General features: G+C 38.5%; 12 protein-coding genes and 6 pseudogenes. 17 read left to right on the top strand and 1 reads right to left on the bottom strand.

What is annotated here, in order from left to right; genetic code table 11:
• Window positions 1-150: 150 nt before the first annotated feature.
• The 17 genes and pseudogenes from ACFIMG_RS00270 to ACFIMG_RS00350 all read left to right on the top strand — a co-directional run bounded on the left by ACFIMG_RS00270 (window position 151) and on the right by ACFIMG_RS00350 (window position 14,466).
• Window positions 151-1,293: an MATE family efflux transporter gene (locus ACFIMG_RS00270; RefSeq protein WP_375679266.1), complete on the top strand. Its 1,143-nt coding sequence runs from the start codon at window positions 151-153 to the stop codon at window positions 1,291-1,293.
• A gap of 67 nt (window positions 1,294-1,360) precedes the next feature.
• Entirely contained in the window at window positions 1,361-1,495 is a 135-nt protein-coding gene (locus tag ACFIMG_RS00275) for a hypothetical protein (protein ID WP_375679267.1), read from the top strand.
• Between the two features lie 342 nt (window positions 1,496-1,837).
• A complete protein-coding gene (locus ACFIMG_RS00280; RefSeq protein ID WP_375679268.1) occupies window positions 1,838-2,083 on the top strand; it encodes an NADPH-dependent FMN reductase in 246 nt (81 codons plus the stop codon).
• Window positions 2,084-2,208: 125 nt separating this feature from the next.
• A pseudogene (locus ACFIMG_RS00285) lies at window positions 2,209-2,550 on the top strand (Arm DNA-binding domain-containing protein); the annotation flags it as partial.
• 36 nt (window positions 2,551-2,586) lie between these two features.
• Complete coding sequence (locus ACFIMG_RS00290; RefSeq protein ID WP_375679269.1) at window positions 2,587-3,228, top strand: hypothetical protein; 642 nt, start codon at window positions 2,587-2,589, stop codon at window positions 3,226-3,228.
• A complete protein-coding gene (locus ACFIMG_RS00295; RefSeq protein WP_375679270.1) occupies window positions 3,171-3,803 on the top strand; it encodes a hypothetical protein in 633 nt (210 codons plus the stop codon). Before ACFIMG_RS00290 ends, ACFIMG_RS00295 begins: the two co-directional genes overlap by 58 nt.
• A 94-nt stretch (window positions 3,804-3,897) precedes the next feature.
• Window positions 3,898-4,971, top strand: coding sequence for a citrate/2-methylcitrate synthase (locus tag ACFIMG_RS00300; RefSeq protein WP_375679271.1), 1,074 nt, complete (start codon window positions 3,898-3,900; stop codon window positions 4,969-4,971).
• Window positions 4,962-5,759, top strand: a complete 798-nt coding sequence (locus ACFIMG_RS00305; protein ID WP_375679272.1) for a beta-hydroxyacyl-ACP dehydratase — start codon at window positions 4,962-4,964, stop codon at window positions 5,757-5,759. The genes ACFIMG_RS00300 and ACFIMG_RS00305 overlap by 10 nt, the downstream gene beginning before the upstream one ends.
• Window positions 5,747-6,250, top strand: coding sequence for a hypothetical protein (locus ACFIMG_RS00310; protein WP_375679273.1), 504 nt, complete (start codon window positions 5,747-5,749; stop codon window positions 6,248-6,250). Before ACFIMG_RS00305 ends, ACFIMG_RS00310 begins: the two co-directional genes overlap by 13 nt.
• Window positions 6,251-6,306: 56 nt before the next feature.
• Window positions 6,307-6,810, top strand: a complete 504-nt coding sequence (locus tag ACFIMG_RS00315) for a hypothetical protein (RefSeq protein WP_375679274.1) — start codon at window positions 6,307-6,309, stop codon at window positions 6,808-6,810.
• A 303-nt stretch (window positions 6,811-7,113) separates the two neighbouring features.
• On the top strand, window positions 7,114-7,251 hold the full coding sequence (locus ACFIMG_RS00320; protein ID WP_375679275.1) for a hypothetical protein: 138 nt from the start codon (window positions 7,114-7,116) through the stop codon (window positions 7,249-7,251).
• Window positions 7,252-7,734: 483 nt separating this feature from the next.
• Window positions 7,735-8,280, top strand: a pseudogene (locus tag ACFIMG_RS00325) (DUF3987 domain-containing protein); the annotation flags it as partial.
• Between the two features lie 584 nt (window positions 8,281-8,864).
• Window positions 8,865-9,319: pseudogene (locus ACFIMG_RS00330) on the top strand (type ISP restriction/modification enzyme); the annotation flags it as partial.
• 1,089 nt (window positions 9,320-10,408) lie between these two features.
• Window positions 10,409-11,084, top strand: a pseudogene (locus tag ACFIMG_RS00335) (hypothetical protein).
• A gap of 82 nt (window positions 11,085-11,166) precedes the next feature.
• Window positions 11,167-11,927: pseudogene (locus tag ACFIMG_RS00340) on the top strand (hypothetical protein).
• A 1,569-nt stretch (window positions 11,928-13,496) separates the two neighbouring features.
• Window positions 13,497-13,649 (top strand): hypothetical protein, encoded by a 153-nt coding sequence (locus tag ACFIMG_RS00345; RefSeq protein ID WP_375679276.1) that lies wholly within the window; start codon window positions 13,497-13,499, stop codon window positions 13,647-13,649.
• Window positions 13,650-14,100: 451 nt separating this feature from the next.
• Window positions 14,101-14,466 (top strand): annotated as a pseudogene (locus ACFIMG_RS00350) (hypothetical protein).
• 1,018 nt (window positions 14,467-15,484) lie between these two features.
• On the opposite strand, the gene ACFIMG_RS00355 reads toward ACFIMG_RS00350, so the two are convergent.
• Complete coding sequence (locus tag ACFIMG_RS00355; protein WP_375679277.1) at window positions 15,485-16,705, bottom strand: MFS transporter; 1,221 nt, start codon at window positions 16,703-16,705, stop codon at window positions 15,485-15,487.
• Between the last annotated feature and the right edge of the window lie 146 nt (window positions 16,706-16,851).

Raw genomic sequence — 16,851 nt, forward strand, 5'->3', positions numbered from 1 at the left:
GAACTGGGCATCTCCTCTTACCTTAATGCGTTCTCATTATGCATCCTTTACACAAGACTTGTGATGGAAAGACTTTACGGAAAAAATCAATGTGTTTTGTTTAAAAGATCCGAGCTTAATATGCCCTTCAATATGGAAGGGTATTTCACAATGTTTGTTGTGATGAAGCAATTGCTCTCTCTTGGCATGCCACTGGCTGTTGGGTTTATCTCTCAGATGATGATTTCCTTCACAGATGCAGCGCTTGTAGCGTATTTAGGCGTGCAAGCCTTGAGTGGTACAATGTTAGCTCTGAGTATATTTAGTTTTGTTATGTTTTTTGGGCTAGGTATTATTACCGCGGTTGCACCAAAACTTGCGGAAAGTTTTCGTAGACAAGATAGATATGCATTGAAGGCATGGTTTGATCAAGGAATATGGCTTTCCCTTGTGATTGGAATGATGAGTGCGATCATTTTACTCAACACGAGAAATATTTTGTGTTTTCTCGGCCAAGATGGGACAATTGCCAATATAGCGCAGGAATATAATAGTGGTGCTGCTATAGGGGTGGTGTTTTTTTATCTTTATGTGAATAGCCGGGGATTACTGTCAGCAATTGGTAATCCAAAGCCGTTAACCTGGGTTATGCTTGCGGATATCCTTGTGAATTTTCTTATCTCTTGGCCGCTTATTTTTGGTATAGGTTCTGTAAGCGGATTAGGTGTCTTTGGTGCAGGAATTGCGAGCAGTTTGATCCGTATTTTAATTGTTATTGCAGCAGCAATAATTTTGTCCCGCAATTCTGCTTTTCATTCTTTTCGCTTTAATTATTTGAGACCAAAGTTAGAGATTTCACGAATAATAAAATTGCTGCGAGTAGGGCTACCCATTGGTATACGTATTCTTATTGCGGAGGGCTTTCCTTCGTTCATTGCATTCATGATTACGGTTTATGGGGTCGAATCTTTGGCCGCGCATACGATAGGGATGCGTCTCGATATGCTTATTTCTGTGGTGGCTTTGGGGATTTCCAGCGCAGCCGCGACAATAGCAGCGTGGTATAGAGCAGATAGGAATAATATGGCTCTAAAACAATTGCGTATGAGTGTCACTGTTTTTGCTGTAGCTTATGTCTTGTTTTTATCAGGGATTGTTTATCTCTCTTATGGATTCATCCTTACAACCATCTTTAATATTTCTTCAGAACGCGTTGTTGTTTTCTCTTGGAAGTTGCTTCCGTTCATTTTATTGTCTTTTTGCTTTTGGCACTTTAGGTACTATGCTCAATGGCATACTTGTGGGCTTGCTTGATACGTTTTGGTCAACAATTGTTGTAGCAATAAGTTATTGGGGGTTAGGCCTATTTGGGGGAGCGCTAATGGCGCATTTTTTTGAATATGGCTTTATTGGCTATTGGCTTGGCATGATTGGTGCAAGCTTAATCGTTTCTATCTTTAATTATATGCGCGTGGGTTATTTAATAAAATGCAATCCTATGTTTGGGGCAGAGTGAGTGTTATAAAAGCACTTGTAAAGCACTAGCTGTGAAGGCTTAGCTACTCATCGTCCATAGAGGCTGTTTTACTTCTATGGAGATAACAATATAGGTTACAAAACTTGCTTAATATTGAAAAGAAGTGTCTTTGATTGTAGCCTCAATATTATTTGTTGAGTTTTTAAAATAATATGGGTTTATTAAAATCATTCGGCTACAATTTAAGAGTAAGTTCGGTAGATTGGAAGAGTTTAATACCTTAAAAAATGACGAGAAAAAACGTGCTTATATTCATACGCCGTTGAGGAGTCATTTAAAAAAGTTATTGTTTTTATAAGTTATTACCATTGCGATGCTAAAGTGTATACATTTGTCAAAACAATCGCAGACGCTGACGATGTTATTCTTACAAGCCCTGTTTATCACAGGTCTTATTCAGAGACTTTGAAGAACGCTTTTGATAATTTAGATTGTGATGCTTTTTTGGATAAAGCTGTTGGTCTTCTCTCTCATGGCAGTACAGCAAAAAATGCGCTACTGTCATGTGAATATTTGGGACAATGTATTGATTATAATGATAATTTAGCGTTATTCATATTGAATTAGAACTCCGAATAACGTAGGATTCTCTCATTTCAAATCTGTGTATGTTGAATCAATCAAAACCATTTGCTTGCACGTCAAAAGCGGAGCTGGCGTGTGGGTAAAAACTGTATAAGAAAGGAGTAAAAATGGCTCTTATGAACCGTCTTAATGCGAGGTCTGTCGCAACATTGGGAGCTGGCAAATATAATGATGGTGCCGGCTTGTTACTTCATAAGCGTAAAGATGGAGGTGCTCAATGGCTTTATCGTTATACCATTCATGGTCGGCGCCGCGAAATGGGCTTGGGTGCATTAAGACATGTTTCTTTAAAAAAAGCGCGTCAATTGGCAAATCAATGGCGTTCTGTTTTGCATGAGGGTTGTGACCCCATTAAAGAACGCAATAAACAAAAGCGTGAAACAATGCGTAATCTTCATTATTTAAAAGATATTGCTTTGGATACTTTTGGAGAAGGTCTAGCAGCTCTGGGTTGTGCAATTTTCATTAAAAAGGTCTGAGTTATCATGGATTATTTCTGTGCTGAAATGTATGCAAAAATGCAACCACGTATAACGGCAATAACTGGCTGCCATGCACTCGATTACATTGCTTTTCGCGATTCGGTTAGGATAAGTACACGCGTTTATTCGACCACTGGTGATAGTGGTTCTTTGACTCAACTGGACTCTGCGGCTGAACACTTACCCATGCTGCTTGGTGCTACAAGCGGCACCACCGGGGCGATGAAAATGGTCAGCGTTCGTCTAAAATCCAGTAAGGAAGCGGTCAGCTCATCAGAGCATAATTTAATTCGTAACCTGCGCGCGCGGCAATTTTTTTCCCCAGGGGATGTTGTTGGCAACCTGTTTACGATTAATCTGTTTTCATCTTTACACTACTTGGCGTGTGAAATTGTAAAACATTGCCGTGCACATGTCGTGCCGGTTGGCGATATTGCCCTGCTGCTGAAGAGTCATTTCGAGTTTCTGGCTGAAATACGGCTTTCGGTACTGTTTGGTGTGCCCAGCACCATCGTTCAGTTCGTTGAAGCTATGCTCAGCCTTGGGGTTCCACTGGCAATTAAAAAAGTAGTCTTACCGGTGAATCGATGCTGGGTGTGCATGAAAACTATCTGCGCGAGATGCTGGGCGCCGATCTGCGGATAATTGGTTTATATGGTTTGTCGGAGTGCGGTTTCATTGGTATGTCCGCCGAAGGGCGGCTTAATCGGTACCTGCTCTTCAGCGATGATTTCTTCTTTGAATATGAAGATAAGAGAGGGCTGCTAGTGACATCGCTGGATCCCGATGTCTCGCGCAAACTTATCAGATATTCCGTGGGCGATATGGGCACATTATCCGTTGAAAATGGTGACCTCTATTTTGAAGGTATTAAACGCAATGCTGTTGATTTTAATTTCATGGGAAATTTGATTAGCCATGAAAAAATATTCAAAATTATTAATCGAAGGTTGCCCGATGTGATTGTTCAAATCGTATTGTCTTTATCCGCGGATAGACAAGAGATTATGGATATTAAAATCTGCTGCGAAGTATTTCACAACCTTGATTTGTCCGAACTAACTGAGGAAATCTATCATTTGCCGGATATTTATGAAGCCTATATGAAAAAGCGCGGGCGTATTAATCTCACCCTCGTCGAATATAGCGATTTGCTTTTCTCATCCAGAGGGAAATGCCTGCTAGTTTATGACGCAAGGGAGTCCTGTAATGCAACTTGATAATTTGTGTAATGAAATTGTATCAGGGAATTCGCATACGATAAATGTCAACATCAGGTTTTATAGCGTGTCACCGGAGCAGCAGGAGTAAATCATGTCAGATGATGTTATTGATAATTATGATTTAGATAATAACGTATTGTTTATTCGTGGATGTAATTTGATTGATATTGCCGATGAAAACCGTTATTTGCAGAACGCATGGTTTGCACTGACCGGCAACCTTCTTAATGAAGAACAGATGGATCGGCTGATTCAGAATGCTAGCGCCGAACTGCAAAAGACGAACCCTACAGCCAAACTGCAGGCGATGCATCAACTGATCAATGCATTGCCATCTTTGAGTTTAACGCAGCGATTTATGATGTTATTATCGCAAGTTGAGGTTTCGGCGGCTCAGGGTAAGGTCATGGCTCCCGTAAGCGACGGTAGTTGTCTTAAAATTATCTTGCTGATGCCGTGGATTATTGCATTGGCGCGCTCTTCCCAACAGTTTTCCGATTTTCCGGAGATCGAAAATTGCAATACCTTTGAGCGTGCTTTTTGGTTAGCATTAACTAGCAAGGAAGCTTCTTCCGACTGGGATATTGATATGCTTTGCCGGTGCATGTCTCTACTGCTGGGCGGGTTTGGTATTGTGACACCCACAACCACCACGATAAGATTTATTGCCAGTACCAAGAGCGACGTCATTTCTGCACTAATCGGTGGGTTTTGTGCCACTGGCCCCGCGCATATGGGAGCCTGCAAATATGCTATCATGCGACTTTCTAGTGTCCTCAATGAGATTGAAGCCGGGAATCTTGAGGCGGCGGTAACGCATTATTGCAAAGACAAACCCTGGCCAGGGTTTGGTCACCCGATTATGCAACGGGATGTCCGGGTTGATTTCTTTTTTTCACGCTTTCAGGTGCCTATGCGTCCCTTCAGTTCGCTTGCGCGATCTATTTCAGACAATACAGGACTGCAACCCAATGTCGATTTTCTAATTGCAAGCATCATGAGCAAACATCGGGCTTCTCCTGAGCTGGGATTGTTGGCTTTTTTCGTTTGTCGTATGCCGATACTTCTCGCGCACTATCAAGCGCGGTTTAGCGCTCATTCCTTCGGTTTATCATCAAAGGATTTAAGAAAAAAATATAAAAAGGTCCCCAAATTATGGCTATAAAGCATCGCACCGAGCCAAATTTCTTGGGTATATGTCAGAGTATCACCTTAACCACACCGATGCGTGCTTGCGGGCAAATCAATATTTCTCACTGGAATTTAGCCCATAACTATTTGAAACAGGGCTTGTTACTCGAAGCCTTGCATCAGTTTTCAGTTCGATTCGCCACCGTGGTGGCTAAAAACTCGGATCTCACTTATCGCTATCTCCCTGTCATGGTTGAACAGTTTTTCTCTACCACCCATTTTGATAGCGATCGGTTATGCGTTGAAGGACATATTGAACGCATTAATGAGGCCTACCGTATTCACTGTAAGGCTAGCACATATGACAATGGAAAGGCCGTTATTGCGCAGGCAATCATCATGGTCAGTAAGGTCTGCTTCCTTGGCTCGTGTTCTCAGAAAGTCGCTCTTCCATTACTAGGCGATTTATGTAAGATTTCCTCCGTAACCGGAGATTCTTGTACTTTTTCCTTTAATGCGCATCACCCGCTTTTTGAGGCACATTTCCCCTCCCGCGCCGTATGTCCTGGTTCACTATTGATTGAGATGGTTCTGGCTTTAGCCACGCAGGGTAGGACGAAAAATATCGCATCTGTTGCGCTGAAAAAAGTAAAGTTCATTGAAGCAGTTTATCCGGGAGAGACCTATCAGTTGACCATTAAACAGGATACAGAGTATGAACCGGGTGGTGTTTTTTATATTCATACGGAAACTAAAAAACGAAGCACTTGCGGTAAGTTTTCTATCAAATATAAAAAGGAGGATGCGCCATGTTTAACATAATAATCTCTTTTATTCCGTGGAGTATTTACTCCTGGGTTATCAATGGAAACTTTTTAACTCTGGTCGAACGCTCTCTCATCTTAACTGTGATTTTATTGTTCATTATTGCTGTGAATATTAAAATTGTCCGGCAGGGAGAACCCGTGATGATTACTAACATTCTGACAGTTATTGTCCTGTTTGTTAATTATTTCGCTGGATGGTCTACACTTTTACTGAACTACCCCACAGTTTTTTGCTATGTGTCACTTGCTCTGGTTTCATTGATTAGCTTGCTGGTAAAGAAACCCTTTACCATTTTTTATGCCAGTGCTGGTGTTTCTGAAGAAAAACGCAAACATATCCTATTTTATCTCATCAATAAATATATTACATGGATTTGGGTAATCATCTTTTTTGCCAATGGTCTTCTAGTGGCTTTTTTTACATGGCCCCCCCCAGATTTGGTTAATCACTATGGGTTTAATTTGTACTGGTATTCTTTTTTCTAAATATCTTCCTAACATCATGCAATATTTTTATCGCATCAAACATCATGGAGCATAATATGTCATTGTTTAACATTCTGACCGGAACCCCTTTATGGGCTTGGATTTTGCTTATTTTTCTCATTGCGAGGGGAATAATCGCATTGAAAGATAGGGAAACGAAGGTTTACCGCCTTTTTCTCTTGCCGTTAGTCTTTCTTTTTTTGGGCGCAAGCGATGTGATTAACCAGCTGGCCTTCCCACGCTGGGGAGCAATCGCAATGTTGGCAGGGCTGATGATCGGCTTTGGCGTTGGCTGGTTGCTCTGGCGTGCTACTGCGCGTTTAAAAATCAAAGAGGGAACGGATTTCATTATTCTGCCTGGTACGCCGTTGACGCTGACATTTATTCTTATCGCTTTTGTCATCAAATTCACATTGATTGTTTTTCTCAAGGTTGTACCTGATTTGAAATATGCATTTGATTTTAACCTTCTTTTTGGTCTTTTAAGTGGGTTCACTGATGGTGTGTTGTGGGGCGGCACATTAAATTTATATATAGCATTTCGAAAGAATCCAAATTAATCCCTATACCATTAGCTGTGGGTGCTTCCCATTAGAACTATCTCAATAGAAGCTTATTCCTAACAACAACGCTGCATACAAATGCAGCGTTGCCTCGTAGTTTCAGATTTTTTTATCCCAGCGCGTGAAGAGGTGAGGGAAGTGATATATCTGACTATGCCCCCTTGGGGGAAGAGCGAGCCTAAAGGTTTAGAATGCTATGAGTTTGAGCTAGCTGGACTTTGAGCAGATGGTTTATCGCTCATGGGAAATCATTTTGTTTTACGATTCAAAAAGAGGATAGTGATGGTCTCATTGGCGTAGGTGGGCAAGAAAACTGTTAGCTTGGCAATGCGTCAACAATTTATAGAACTATGTTGTGGAACCCCTACGCAAAGCCGTTGCTATGATGGCATGATGCTTTTGTCAAGCATTATGATATGGGTAGGAACCGGTGTTTAAGGGTGCAACTGCGGTCACTATACGATCCAGTAGCATTACGTTTTTACGTCTGAGTATTTAGGAGCGGTAGACTCTGTACAGGCTACGCGTACAATATGTGAAGCACGCTTGTGGGAATCAGTGTGCCATTATTGCGTTGTGCATGCAACCCTCTAGCTAGACTTCATTGGTAAGGTTGTTTTTTGAAGCTGATTAATTATCTGTGTGTTTTTTAAGAGAACGTTAGCACTGATGTATCGCGTGCCGTACCAAGAAATCTTCCAAAAAATTTTATTAAAAATACTAAAAATATATGTGCAAGATGAACAAATGCTTGCTGAGGATATTGTATCAACGACTGTAGCTGCTTAAGGACACATAATCTTGGGGGGCATAATGTTGTACAAAAAATCATGAAGTCCAAAAAACTCGTAAAGGTGCATTGCACTTCTCCTTTGAGAATTTGGCATCTCCTCTTAGCTTAATACGTTCTCATTATGATATAAACCCCTTGGTTCTCCTGAACATCCGCTTGTCATGCGTTTTTCTGCTGATGTTCAAGAGATCTTTCGTGAGTGGATGCAAAAGATTTTTAAAAAAGCTAAAGAGAATAACCTTTTTGAAAGCTTACAATCGCATCTTTTAAAAATGCCAAAGACCATAGCAAGCCTTGCGTTGATTTTTGAACTTCTTGATAGTGGTCGTTTTGAAATTGGACTCTATGCCATTACAACAGCCTTGCGTTTGGAAAAATATCTGTTAAGCCATGTCAAAAGACTTTATGCGGCGGGGGATACAGTAACAGCAGAGCGTGCAAAATTGATTGTTGAACGCTGTGATCATTGACCCGATGTTTTTACAGCAAGAGATATCTATAGACGATGTTGGAGTTCTTTAAAAGATAATCAAATCGTTAAGCAAGCTTTAGAGCTTTTATGTCGTTGTAACTATATTCGTGAATTTCCTATAGAGGGGAATGAATTAGGTCGGCGTCCTGATAGACGGTATGAATGGCATCCTTTGGTTAAAAACAACAGCATAAAACAATAAAGAAATCTCTTTTGAAGTCTTTAAGACAACCACGCAAAACTCTTTTTATGGCATTCTCATCAAGGAACTTTTTTCCAAAAGCAAATGATCTGAGTGACCTTATCAGAAGAGTTTTGTCAGTCTTGTCAGTTCATTCTAGCTCCTATATTATTTTTTTTAAATGAGAGAAAATTAAAAACATTATATTTCAATATGTTAGTATTTTAACGATACAACCTATATCGACAATACAACCTTAAATACAATCAATAATATATATTTGTCAGTTTGTGTCTGTAAATTGAACTGACAAATTAGATTATTTTAATGACTCATAAAACCTATCAAAATAATCATTATGATATTTTAATGTACATATCAAATTTGTCTTTTTTCCATAAAACGAACAGCAAATTTCACTATTTTGCTGATCTGACCCCGTGTCATGGGCTGTGGATAAGTACCTTTAAAAACCCTTTTGAAAAAATTATCGGCTTTTTTAGCATTTTTTCCAGTTTTCTCACTATTCATTCAAAATGGATTTAATAATCTTCGTTTTGATTCGTTTGATAAGAATTAACCCCCTCATATGAAAACGGAGCCCTGTTGTAACAGGGCGTGAACTGGATCATTTGCACGTGAATTATGAAGATGTAAAACCTTATCCAGTGACTTTTAAAAAGGGTAATCCAAAAGTTACAGAAATCTCTAATCCTGAGAAATTCGATTATGTAACTGAAATGAAATTCGCAAAAGCAGGTAAAGAGAAAGATAAATCAACTTTATTTATAATAGCAATATCACAATAACAGATATCCCTCTTGAAGCTTATGCGTATATCGTTAATGGTAAACCCGCTCTTGAATGGGTTATGGGGCGTCAATGTGTAAAGACTGATAAAAAGAGTGGCATTGTTAATGATGCTAATCGCTATGCTGTTGAAACCATTGGCAACCCTGCCTACCCTCTAGAGTTATTTCAGAGGGTTATTACCGTAAGTTTAGAGACAATGAAAATCGTTAAGAACCTACCAAAATTAGAACTAAGAGAAACTGAATAACTTATAAAGCATGTTCACATGATAGGCATGCTAAATTCACAAGGGGGATAGAGCTTATAACCATAATCTATACCTCTCTTGTTAAGTTGATTACATACAATCTTTAAAAAGAGTGTTTATATGCGTTATTCTAAAAAGAAATCATTTGCACTTTTAAATACTCTTATTTGGATTGCCTTTAAGAGATTATACCGTAATTTAAAATGATAGCTTTATCCTTTTCAAAAGCTTTGTTTAAAGAGGGTTATGTATTCTTATATTACTTATAGGTTTTGAAGGTTTCTACCCCCCCAAAAACCTTACAAAACATAGAGCATTAGTTGAATTTATAGGTTGTACTATTGATATAGGTTGTTTTTTTGAAAAATTGATAAAACTTAACTTATTGAAATATAATGATTTTAATTTTTCTCATTTGAAAAAAATGATATAGGTTCTAAAAAGAACTGACAAGACTGACAAAAGTTTATTAAAAGGGATTTTGCTCATCTCTATAATGATCAGTTTCTATTGAGATGTTTTCATAAGTGTTTTCATAACAGACAATAAATCGCAATTATCCTATTTATCATTTCTCTTATGAAAATGAAAAATGATGCCATGGCTATAAAGAACATAACAGCTATAGAGAATACAAAAATGCAAATGAAATCGTTTGTTATAAAGACAGTCCCTATAAAAGGCTGTTAAGTCTAAAATGTGTTATTAAAAGAAATTAACAGAAATCTTAAAAATCATTTAGTGACAAAATTGATAGGTTATAAAGTTTAAAATACGCATTATGAGAGCGTTTCTAAATATTATAAATGTATAGATTCAGAAAATAACGCAATCGTTTCATAAAACCTATAATATAGCTTTAAAAGCATATAAATATAAAAGAAGCAATTAATAAGCATAAGATATTATCAATACATAACGTATTTAAAAAATAAAAAAAACATAAAAAAGATAAAATATTGTTTGACAATAAATACGTATTTTGTTATATAAATAACCAAGTGATGAAAACACTAAACATGTAGCGAAAAGGTTGCGAATGAAACCGCGTCTGTTAATCAACAAGAGCCTGCAAAAAAATACGAATTTATTGATGATTGTGAATATATCGATGGTCATTTCTTAACTCGAATTAGGGCCTTAAGAGATTTTGATGATGTCAAAAAAGGCGATTTAGGGGGGGTATATTGAAAATGAAAGCAACTTATCTCATAAAGGTAATTGCTGGGTGTATAATAAAGCTCGGGTCTTTCAAAATGCACGCGTCTTTGGAAATGCTAAAGTAAAAAGCTTTTTTGTTGATGTCTATGGTAATGCTCAAATTTATGGGAATGCTATTTTTGAAGGTATGACATTAAAGGACAATGCAAAGCTGTCTGGTAATGCGCATGCTAACAACGCCGTTGTAATTGAAGGCAATGCACAAATTTATGATAACGCCCGTGTCACTGATCATGCTCATATTTCCGATAACGCTGTGATTTGTGATAATGCTCATGTCGGCGGCAATGCTAAAATAAGTGGCTCTGCTTATATTTGTGATGATGCACGTGTTTTTGATGATGCCATGGTTTGTGATGCTCTTATCTCAGGGAATTCTTATATTCATAGCAATGCCTCTTTAACAGCTAATGAAGATATCTGTGATGATGCATATCCTGAGTTTGGGAGCGAAGATGATTATTATCGTCATGAGTATTATGCTGATTTTGAAGGGTATTATGACGATGATAATGACAGCGAATATGAAAGTGATGCTGCGTAAATGACACGCGCGGGCGCGGCGGGGGCGCCCTCCTTTAAACATCTCATTTAAAAATTTAAATCTCTATAAAGGAATTGTGCTCATGCAAAAGAAGTTTGCACTCACAAATGAAACGCGTGTAATTAATAATCATACCCTTTATCGCATTAAAGCATTAAAAGACTTTGCTGATGTTAAGGCTGGTGCCTTGGGTGGCTTTATTGAAAAGGAAGATAACCTCTCTCATGATGGTAATTGCTGGGTGTATGATGAGGCTTGTGTCTATGGTCATGCAAGAGTGTATGAAAATGCAAAAATACGCCATTTTTCTCAAGTCTGTGGTCAAGTTTATGGCAATGCTGAGGTCTATGGAAAAGCTTTTATCTCTCAATATGCTAAAGTTTATGACCATGCTTTTGTCTATGGCAATGCTCATGTTTATGGCAATATTTATGGTAATGCTCATGTGAATGGTAGTGCCCGCATTCTTGCTGATGCTCATATTTATGATCATGCACATGTTTCTTATGATGCTACGGTTTTTAGTTATGCACGCGTTTATGGTCATGCCAAGGTTTCTGGATTGGCTTGTATTTATAGCCATGCAAAAATTTATAATTATGCTGTTATTAATGGTCGTGCTAAAATTTATGGCAAGGTTTATGGGAATGCTTGTGTGAGTGGCTCTTGTGAGATTTATGGCTCTGTTTATGGCAATGCTAAAATCTCATATTGTGCAACGATCTGGGGGCGTGCTTATGGCAATGCAAAAATCAACAAAAAAGCAAAGTAAGGTTGGTTCCAAAAAATTGTGAGGTGTATGAAAGAGATAATGTTGTCAATATAACTGATAAAACAGAATAAAAAGAGACATGGGGGTGTGCATTCTTTATGGTTATAAACGCATATAAAATGCATTGCTATAAACATATCATAAAAGAGAGAGTAACATAAAAAAGCCGTGTCAAGTGATATGACGCGGCTTTCAAATAGCGTTTCTTATTGATTAAAATGAATCATCCACAATGGAGTAATGAATGCATATATACAAAACGTATCATATTGCAAGCACTCTATTAGAGATATGAAAACTTATCAAAAGGAATGTAAATGATGCGTTTGATTTTTACTCACTCATTTGAATTACAGAGCCTATAAAACGCTTGTTATGGCTATCAAACGTATCAAACAAATCAAAATGCTCGGTAGCTTTAACAATCCAATCAAAAGCAAATGCATATTCAATAAATATCTGTAAAAAACGTTCTTTTTACATTTACGAGCGTTGGTTTTTACAAAGCAGCTTTTCATAAGATAAATAAACAAACGCTTTTATAAAGTGTAAGGTTTTTAAGATTTTGCTCTGCTGTGAAATCTAGATCTTCGTTTTTCATAAATGAAACGTTCTTAAGAGCAAATGATAACTAAGTTATAACTGTAATAAAAAAAGTTTTAACGTTTCTTATAAAGATCTCATTTTATGTTTCAAACGTTTAAACGTGCATTTAAAGAGGTTCTCATAAGCGTATTTGTACTTTTCATTAAAACCTAATTTCTTTAAATATTAGCCGGTCCATTTTGGAGATGTTATCTTAGAATAAAGCATTCTTAAATATTACAGCTTTTGACTCAAAATTGAGTAAAAACCCATACCTTATGATGTTACAATGGTTTTGAAGTTTGTTTGCTTATCTTTGTCTTAATAGCTGCCCCCAAATTTGGAAAGAGCTCATTTGGTTTCGTATTTTTAAACTATAACTTTTAAAACGTTTTTAGTACCAAATCTAAAGTAGATAGTTATTCTACTGCCATGGCATTATTTGCCTCCATTTTTTTGTGGAAGCGAATAGTTCCGTTCTTAAAGACTAGCCTGCAATCTATTCATTAAAAGGCTTTTCATTTCATGAGATATAGCGTTTTGAATTTCATGACCTTTATTTCCTACCTCGGTAAAAAATACCGTGGTTATAAAATCGATCTTGTCTTTAAATCCTTTTATGCAATCTTTATAAACTAAACCTATAAGCTTATGACCGTTTCAAACGATTATTCCTTTGAAGGTTTAGCTCAAAAAAGAGCAAAACTCATACCATTTTTTAAACCTATACAATTTATGTTATCGATATTTTCAAACGACTAAATTTTTAAATAATGTGATTTGTGCTGTGATAAAAACGTACCATAAAATTTATGAACTGTTATGAATGATATCTGCTTTTCATTTCATTTGAACGTTTACATGCGTTATAATATTTGCATCATGATTTGCTTTTTACAGTCTATTCATCCATGGCAATCTTATATAAAAAATGGTCAAATGAATCACGTATAAAAGTATGGATTCTTAAGTGGATTCTTATAAAATAATTGCAAGCAACATATTGACTTTATTGTGTTTTTTATATACTATACGATGTTTATGGGGTACCAGTTGTGCATACGCTTTATGGACAAGCTCTGCAATATCAAGTTGCTTCGGCTAAAGATGATTTTGTGTCTGAGAACGCAGGCCGTACATGGAGACTGAACAGCGAAGATGTACGGGCTCGCTGCGCACATCTTGTTGATGAAATGTATAAATTTTAAAATAATAAGGGTGGAGGATATGATCAAAAATGATAAGAAATACCGTTAGTTAGTCGTTGGTGGTACAGGAATATTGGCGCCCTTTTGCCGGTCATGAGGGCTGAACAACGTGATTATCGCAGCGCGTTTTCGTTCTCATCAATCCAAAATTGAGCTATTTCAGACAAGGGCTAAATGTATATTTTGGAGATTATTATAAGCCATAGACACAATTTTTAAAAAGGGTACCACTATGGACGGGCTTGAAATATTGCATATTATGGAGGGCATTCGCCTGCACATGTATTTTTGTGTAGATTGAGCGGTTGGCCTTCTTACCGAAGCCTCTGTGTATTGTTCATGTTTTTGGTTCTAATGCAGAGGGTAAAATAATCTCTGGATGTGCGCATCATAATAAGATTGATTCTACATCTGTAAAATTAGGTCGGAAAAGGCGATCATAGGGCCGACGGTGGTCAATGAGAAAAGTATTTATGATCATGAGATTTGTGAGAGCCGTATTGAGAAAGAGTTTGCGCAAAATCTCGATAATGACTCTGATGTAAGATTGTTTTTTAAACTGCCAAGAAGTTTTAAAATAGCCACTCCCATTGGTTCTTATACGCCTGATTGGGTGGTTTTTTTAGAGTGAGATGGCGCGCAAAAGCTTTATTTTGTACTGGAAACAAAAGGAAAGAATAGCGAGTTTGATTTGCGCCTTAAAGAAATGCTGAAGATTAAATGCAGCAAGGCGCATTTTACCGCCCTTGAGACTGGTGTGGTATTTAACGAGGTACCGGTGATGAGTTGGCGCGATTCTAAGCGGGGATGGTGGTAGAGAGAGTGGGGGCTGTGGTAAGAGTGGGCGGCACGAATGACGCTGTCTTTAGTTGCGTACCGCCAAGCTAATTTTGTGCTTTGCGAAATTCGCTAAGGCTTTTGGACGTACCGCGTTTACCGCGTAATAAAATCTTATGAATATCGTGCAGAAGGCACGCAGAAATGGGTGATTGCGTGTCTAGCTTCCCAATGCCGTAATTAGGTACAGCTACATAATGAGATAGCTCTTCAATATCATCAGTTGCACTGATACTCTTTCTTTATTTTCAAACAATAATAGGTCAGATGGTAACGATTATGTCCTTTCTATCTAAGAAAAGAGTAGCACCGCTTGCGTATATGTACGAGTAAAAGTCAATCAACATTGGTCTGAGGTAAAAACCGTCAATTATTTCTAATACACCTAAGGATTTCATAGCTTACTCTAACGGTTTATATAAAACCGCCCTTTTAAAAGATGGATTGGGCGGCAAATTTATTGGGATATAGGCTTTATGAATCTCTCGAACTAAGCTTTCTACTATGCAGGTCCTAAGGCGTGATTGCATATATGGTCGTATCTGTTGCTGCGTTGTGTAGGCAGAGATCCTAAACTAGGAAAGGAGGGCTGCTCTTTTAATTACAAAGGAAGAATACGGCTAATTACAAAGGAAGAATACGGCGCGTAAGTGCAGCAAAATGTATTTTGAGGAGCAGTAAAGGGGTGAGGCATTTGATGTCCAACGGGTGACGGATTAACTGGAGTATAAGTAGGCATTGCTAGGGCGGAGTTTTTAGTTAAGAATTGCACTTCGTACGCTATAAGCTCTCTGCATCCTTCATATAGGCGTTGGATCATCGCCCAATGCAACGTAAAGGGGCTGTTTTGTCTTTAGCGTTTGTTTGGCTGCTTCTATAGTGCCGCTGGCTCTATCAGCCATTATGGTGATAATTTTCTCGTCCAAAGAATAGATCAATTGATTGCGTAATAGGGTATGTGTGCCTTTTTTGACCGTGTCTTTTTTAAAAAGCAGCTGTTACCTCGTGGCAGGATTGGGTGTGTTTATATGATCAGCCTGCCAAAGAAATGGAAGCGTTATCGCGATAGCCACCAATAGGAGCCCAGCGATAAAGGTGGCAGCAAACTGCAATGATATAAAAGAACCAAGGACGCCGACCAAAAAGCTTCCGACCGGCGTTCCAGCATAGCCTATCACTCGAAAAGCAGAATTAGCTCGCCCGAGAAGTTGCTTTGGTGTGAGGCGCTGCCTGAAGGCGGTAACACCAATAAACCATAAGCTTGCTCCAATGCCAGCGATAAAGGTGACGCCCCATACGACGACAGCACTTTTTGAAAAGGCTGGAATCAAAAGCAAGACAACAGTTCCTAAACCGTCAGTGAGAACAGCTAGGCGCACCGGTGCATAGCGTATACGCGGTGCAAATAGGGCACCTGCCATTGTTCCAAGCGCGTAGGCTGCAAACATCACGCCATATTGGCTGCTATGTAGGCCCAGATACCGACTGTCGGTAACGAAGAAGATGAATGAGGTTAGGAATGCTCCAAATACCACCGATAGAAAGAATGTGAGTAATGTAAGGGAGGTAAGATGCCGATTTGAAAAAATGAAACGAAAGCCGGCAATGATATAACGGAAAGTGATGTTTTCTTTATCAGGTGTTGGCGATGTCGGAACAGCATGGCGAGCGGTAAAAATCAATGTGATAAAAAGCACGATTAACAGGCCGAGAAATAGCAGTGTGCTATGCGCTAAAATGCTGCTTGTTATGACAGGGGCAAGAAAATAGGAGACCCCGAAATCTAAAAACAAGACAATTGAGTAGAAGGTCATCAATCGCTCTCCCTCCATGATAAGTGGTGGAATCGTCATTATATAAGCTTCGGCAGAAACGACGATGAATCCAGCAATGGTTGCATAGAAGAAAATTTGTTCGGCTGGAGCAATCTGTATCATGAGCAGTACGAACAGTACAATATGCAGTAGCATGAAGATGAGGAGAGCCGAGGTGGCAAGTTTTATTTTGTCGCAGCGATCAAGTAAAGCGCCTGCAAGGATGCCGAAAATTGGCCACGCTAATGAGAAGAGACCTTGCGCCCAACTTACTCCGACTACGCCATATCCAGATTGTCTTGCTAATAGCGGTATGGCAGTGCGCAAAGCACCGCTGAGTAAGGCGAGAAGACTAACGGTTAGGCAAAAATAGCGTATGTTCTTATTGGCAAAAAGAGTGAACATTCTGTTCTCCTTAAGATACCACACAGGTTTCCGCTGTTCCATCAAGTACGGCGGTTGTATTTAGCATGTTTGCGACATAGTCGTCCAAGATATTTCTGTCTTCCTGAGGTAGAAGAAAATACATAAGGTTGGAATACCATTGCCAA

The organism is Bartonella sp. AP11XZML, from assembly GCF_042196445.1.
In the GTDB taxonomy this organism is placed as follows: Bacteria; Pseudomonadota; Alphaproteobacteria; order Rhizobiales; family Rhizobiaceae; genus Bartonella.

What these genes read in the sequence shown, in the direction of transcription:
- ACFIMG_RS00290 (WP_375679269.1), top strand. Translation starts at nt 2,587, where the DNA reads ATGGATTATTTCTGTGCTGAAATGTATGCAAAAATGCAACCACGTATA.
- ACFIMG_RS00355 (WP_375679277.1), bottom strand. Translation starts at nt 16,705, where the DNA reads ATGTTCACTCTTTTTGCCAATAAGAACATACGCTATTTTTGCCTAACC.
- ACFIMG_RS00275 (WP_375679267.1), top strand. Translation starts at nt 1,361, where the DNA reads ATGGCGCATTTTTTTGAATATGGCTTTATTGGCTATTGGCTTGGCATG.
- ACFIMG_RS00300 (WP_375679271.1), top strand. Translation starts at nt 3,898, where the DNA reads ATGTCAGATGATGTTATTGATAATTATGATTTAGATAATAACGTATTG.
- ACFIMG_RS00305 (WP_375679272.1), top strand. Translation starts at nt 4,962, where the DNA reads ATGGCTATAAAGCATCGCACCGAGCCAAATTTCTTGGGTATATGTCAG.
- ACFIMG_RS00295 (WP_375679270.1), top strand. Translation starts at nt 3,171, where the DNA reads ATGCTGGGTGTGCATGAAAACTATCTGCGCGAGATGCTGGGCGCCGAT.
- ACFIMG_RS00310 (WP_375679273.1), top strand. Translation starts at nt 5,747, where the DNA reads ATGTTTAACATAATAATCTCTTTTATTCCGTGGAGTATTTACTCCTGG.
- ACFIMG_RS00270 (WP_375679266.1), top strand. Translation starts at nt 151, where the DNA reads ATGTTTGTTGTGATGAAGCAATTGCTCTCTCTTGGCATGCCACTGGCT.
- ACFIMG_RS00315 (WP_375679274.1), top strand. Translation starts at nt 6,307, where the DNA reads ATGTCATTGTTTAACATTCTGACCGGAACCCCTTTATGGGCTTGGATT.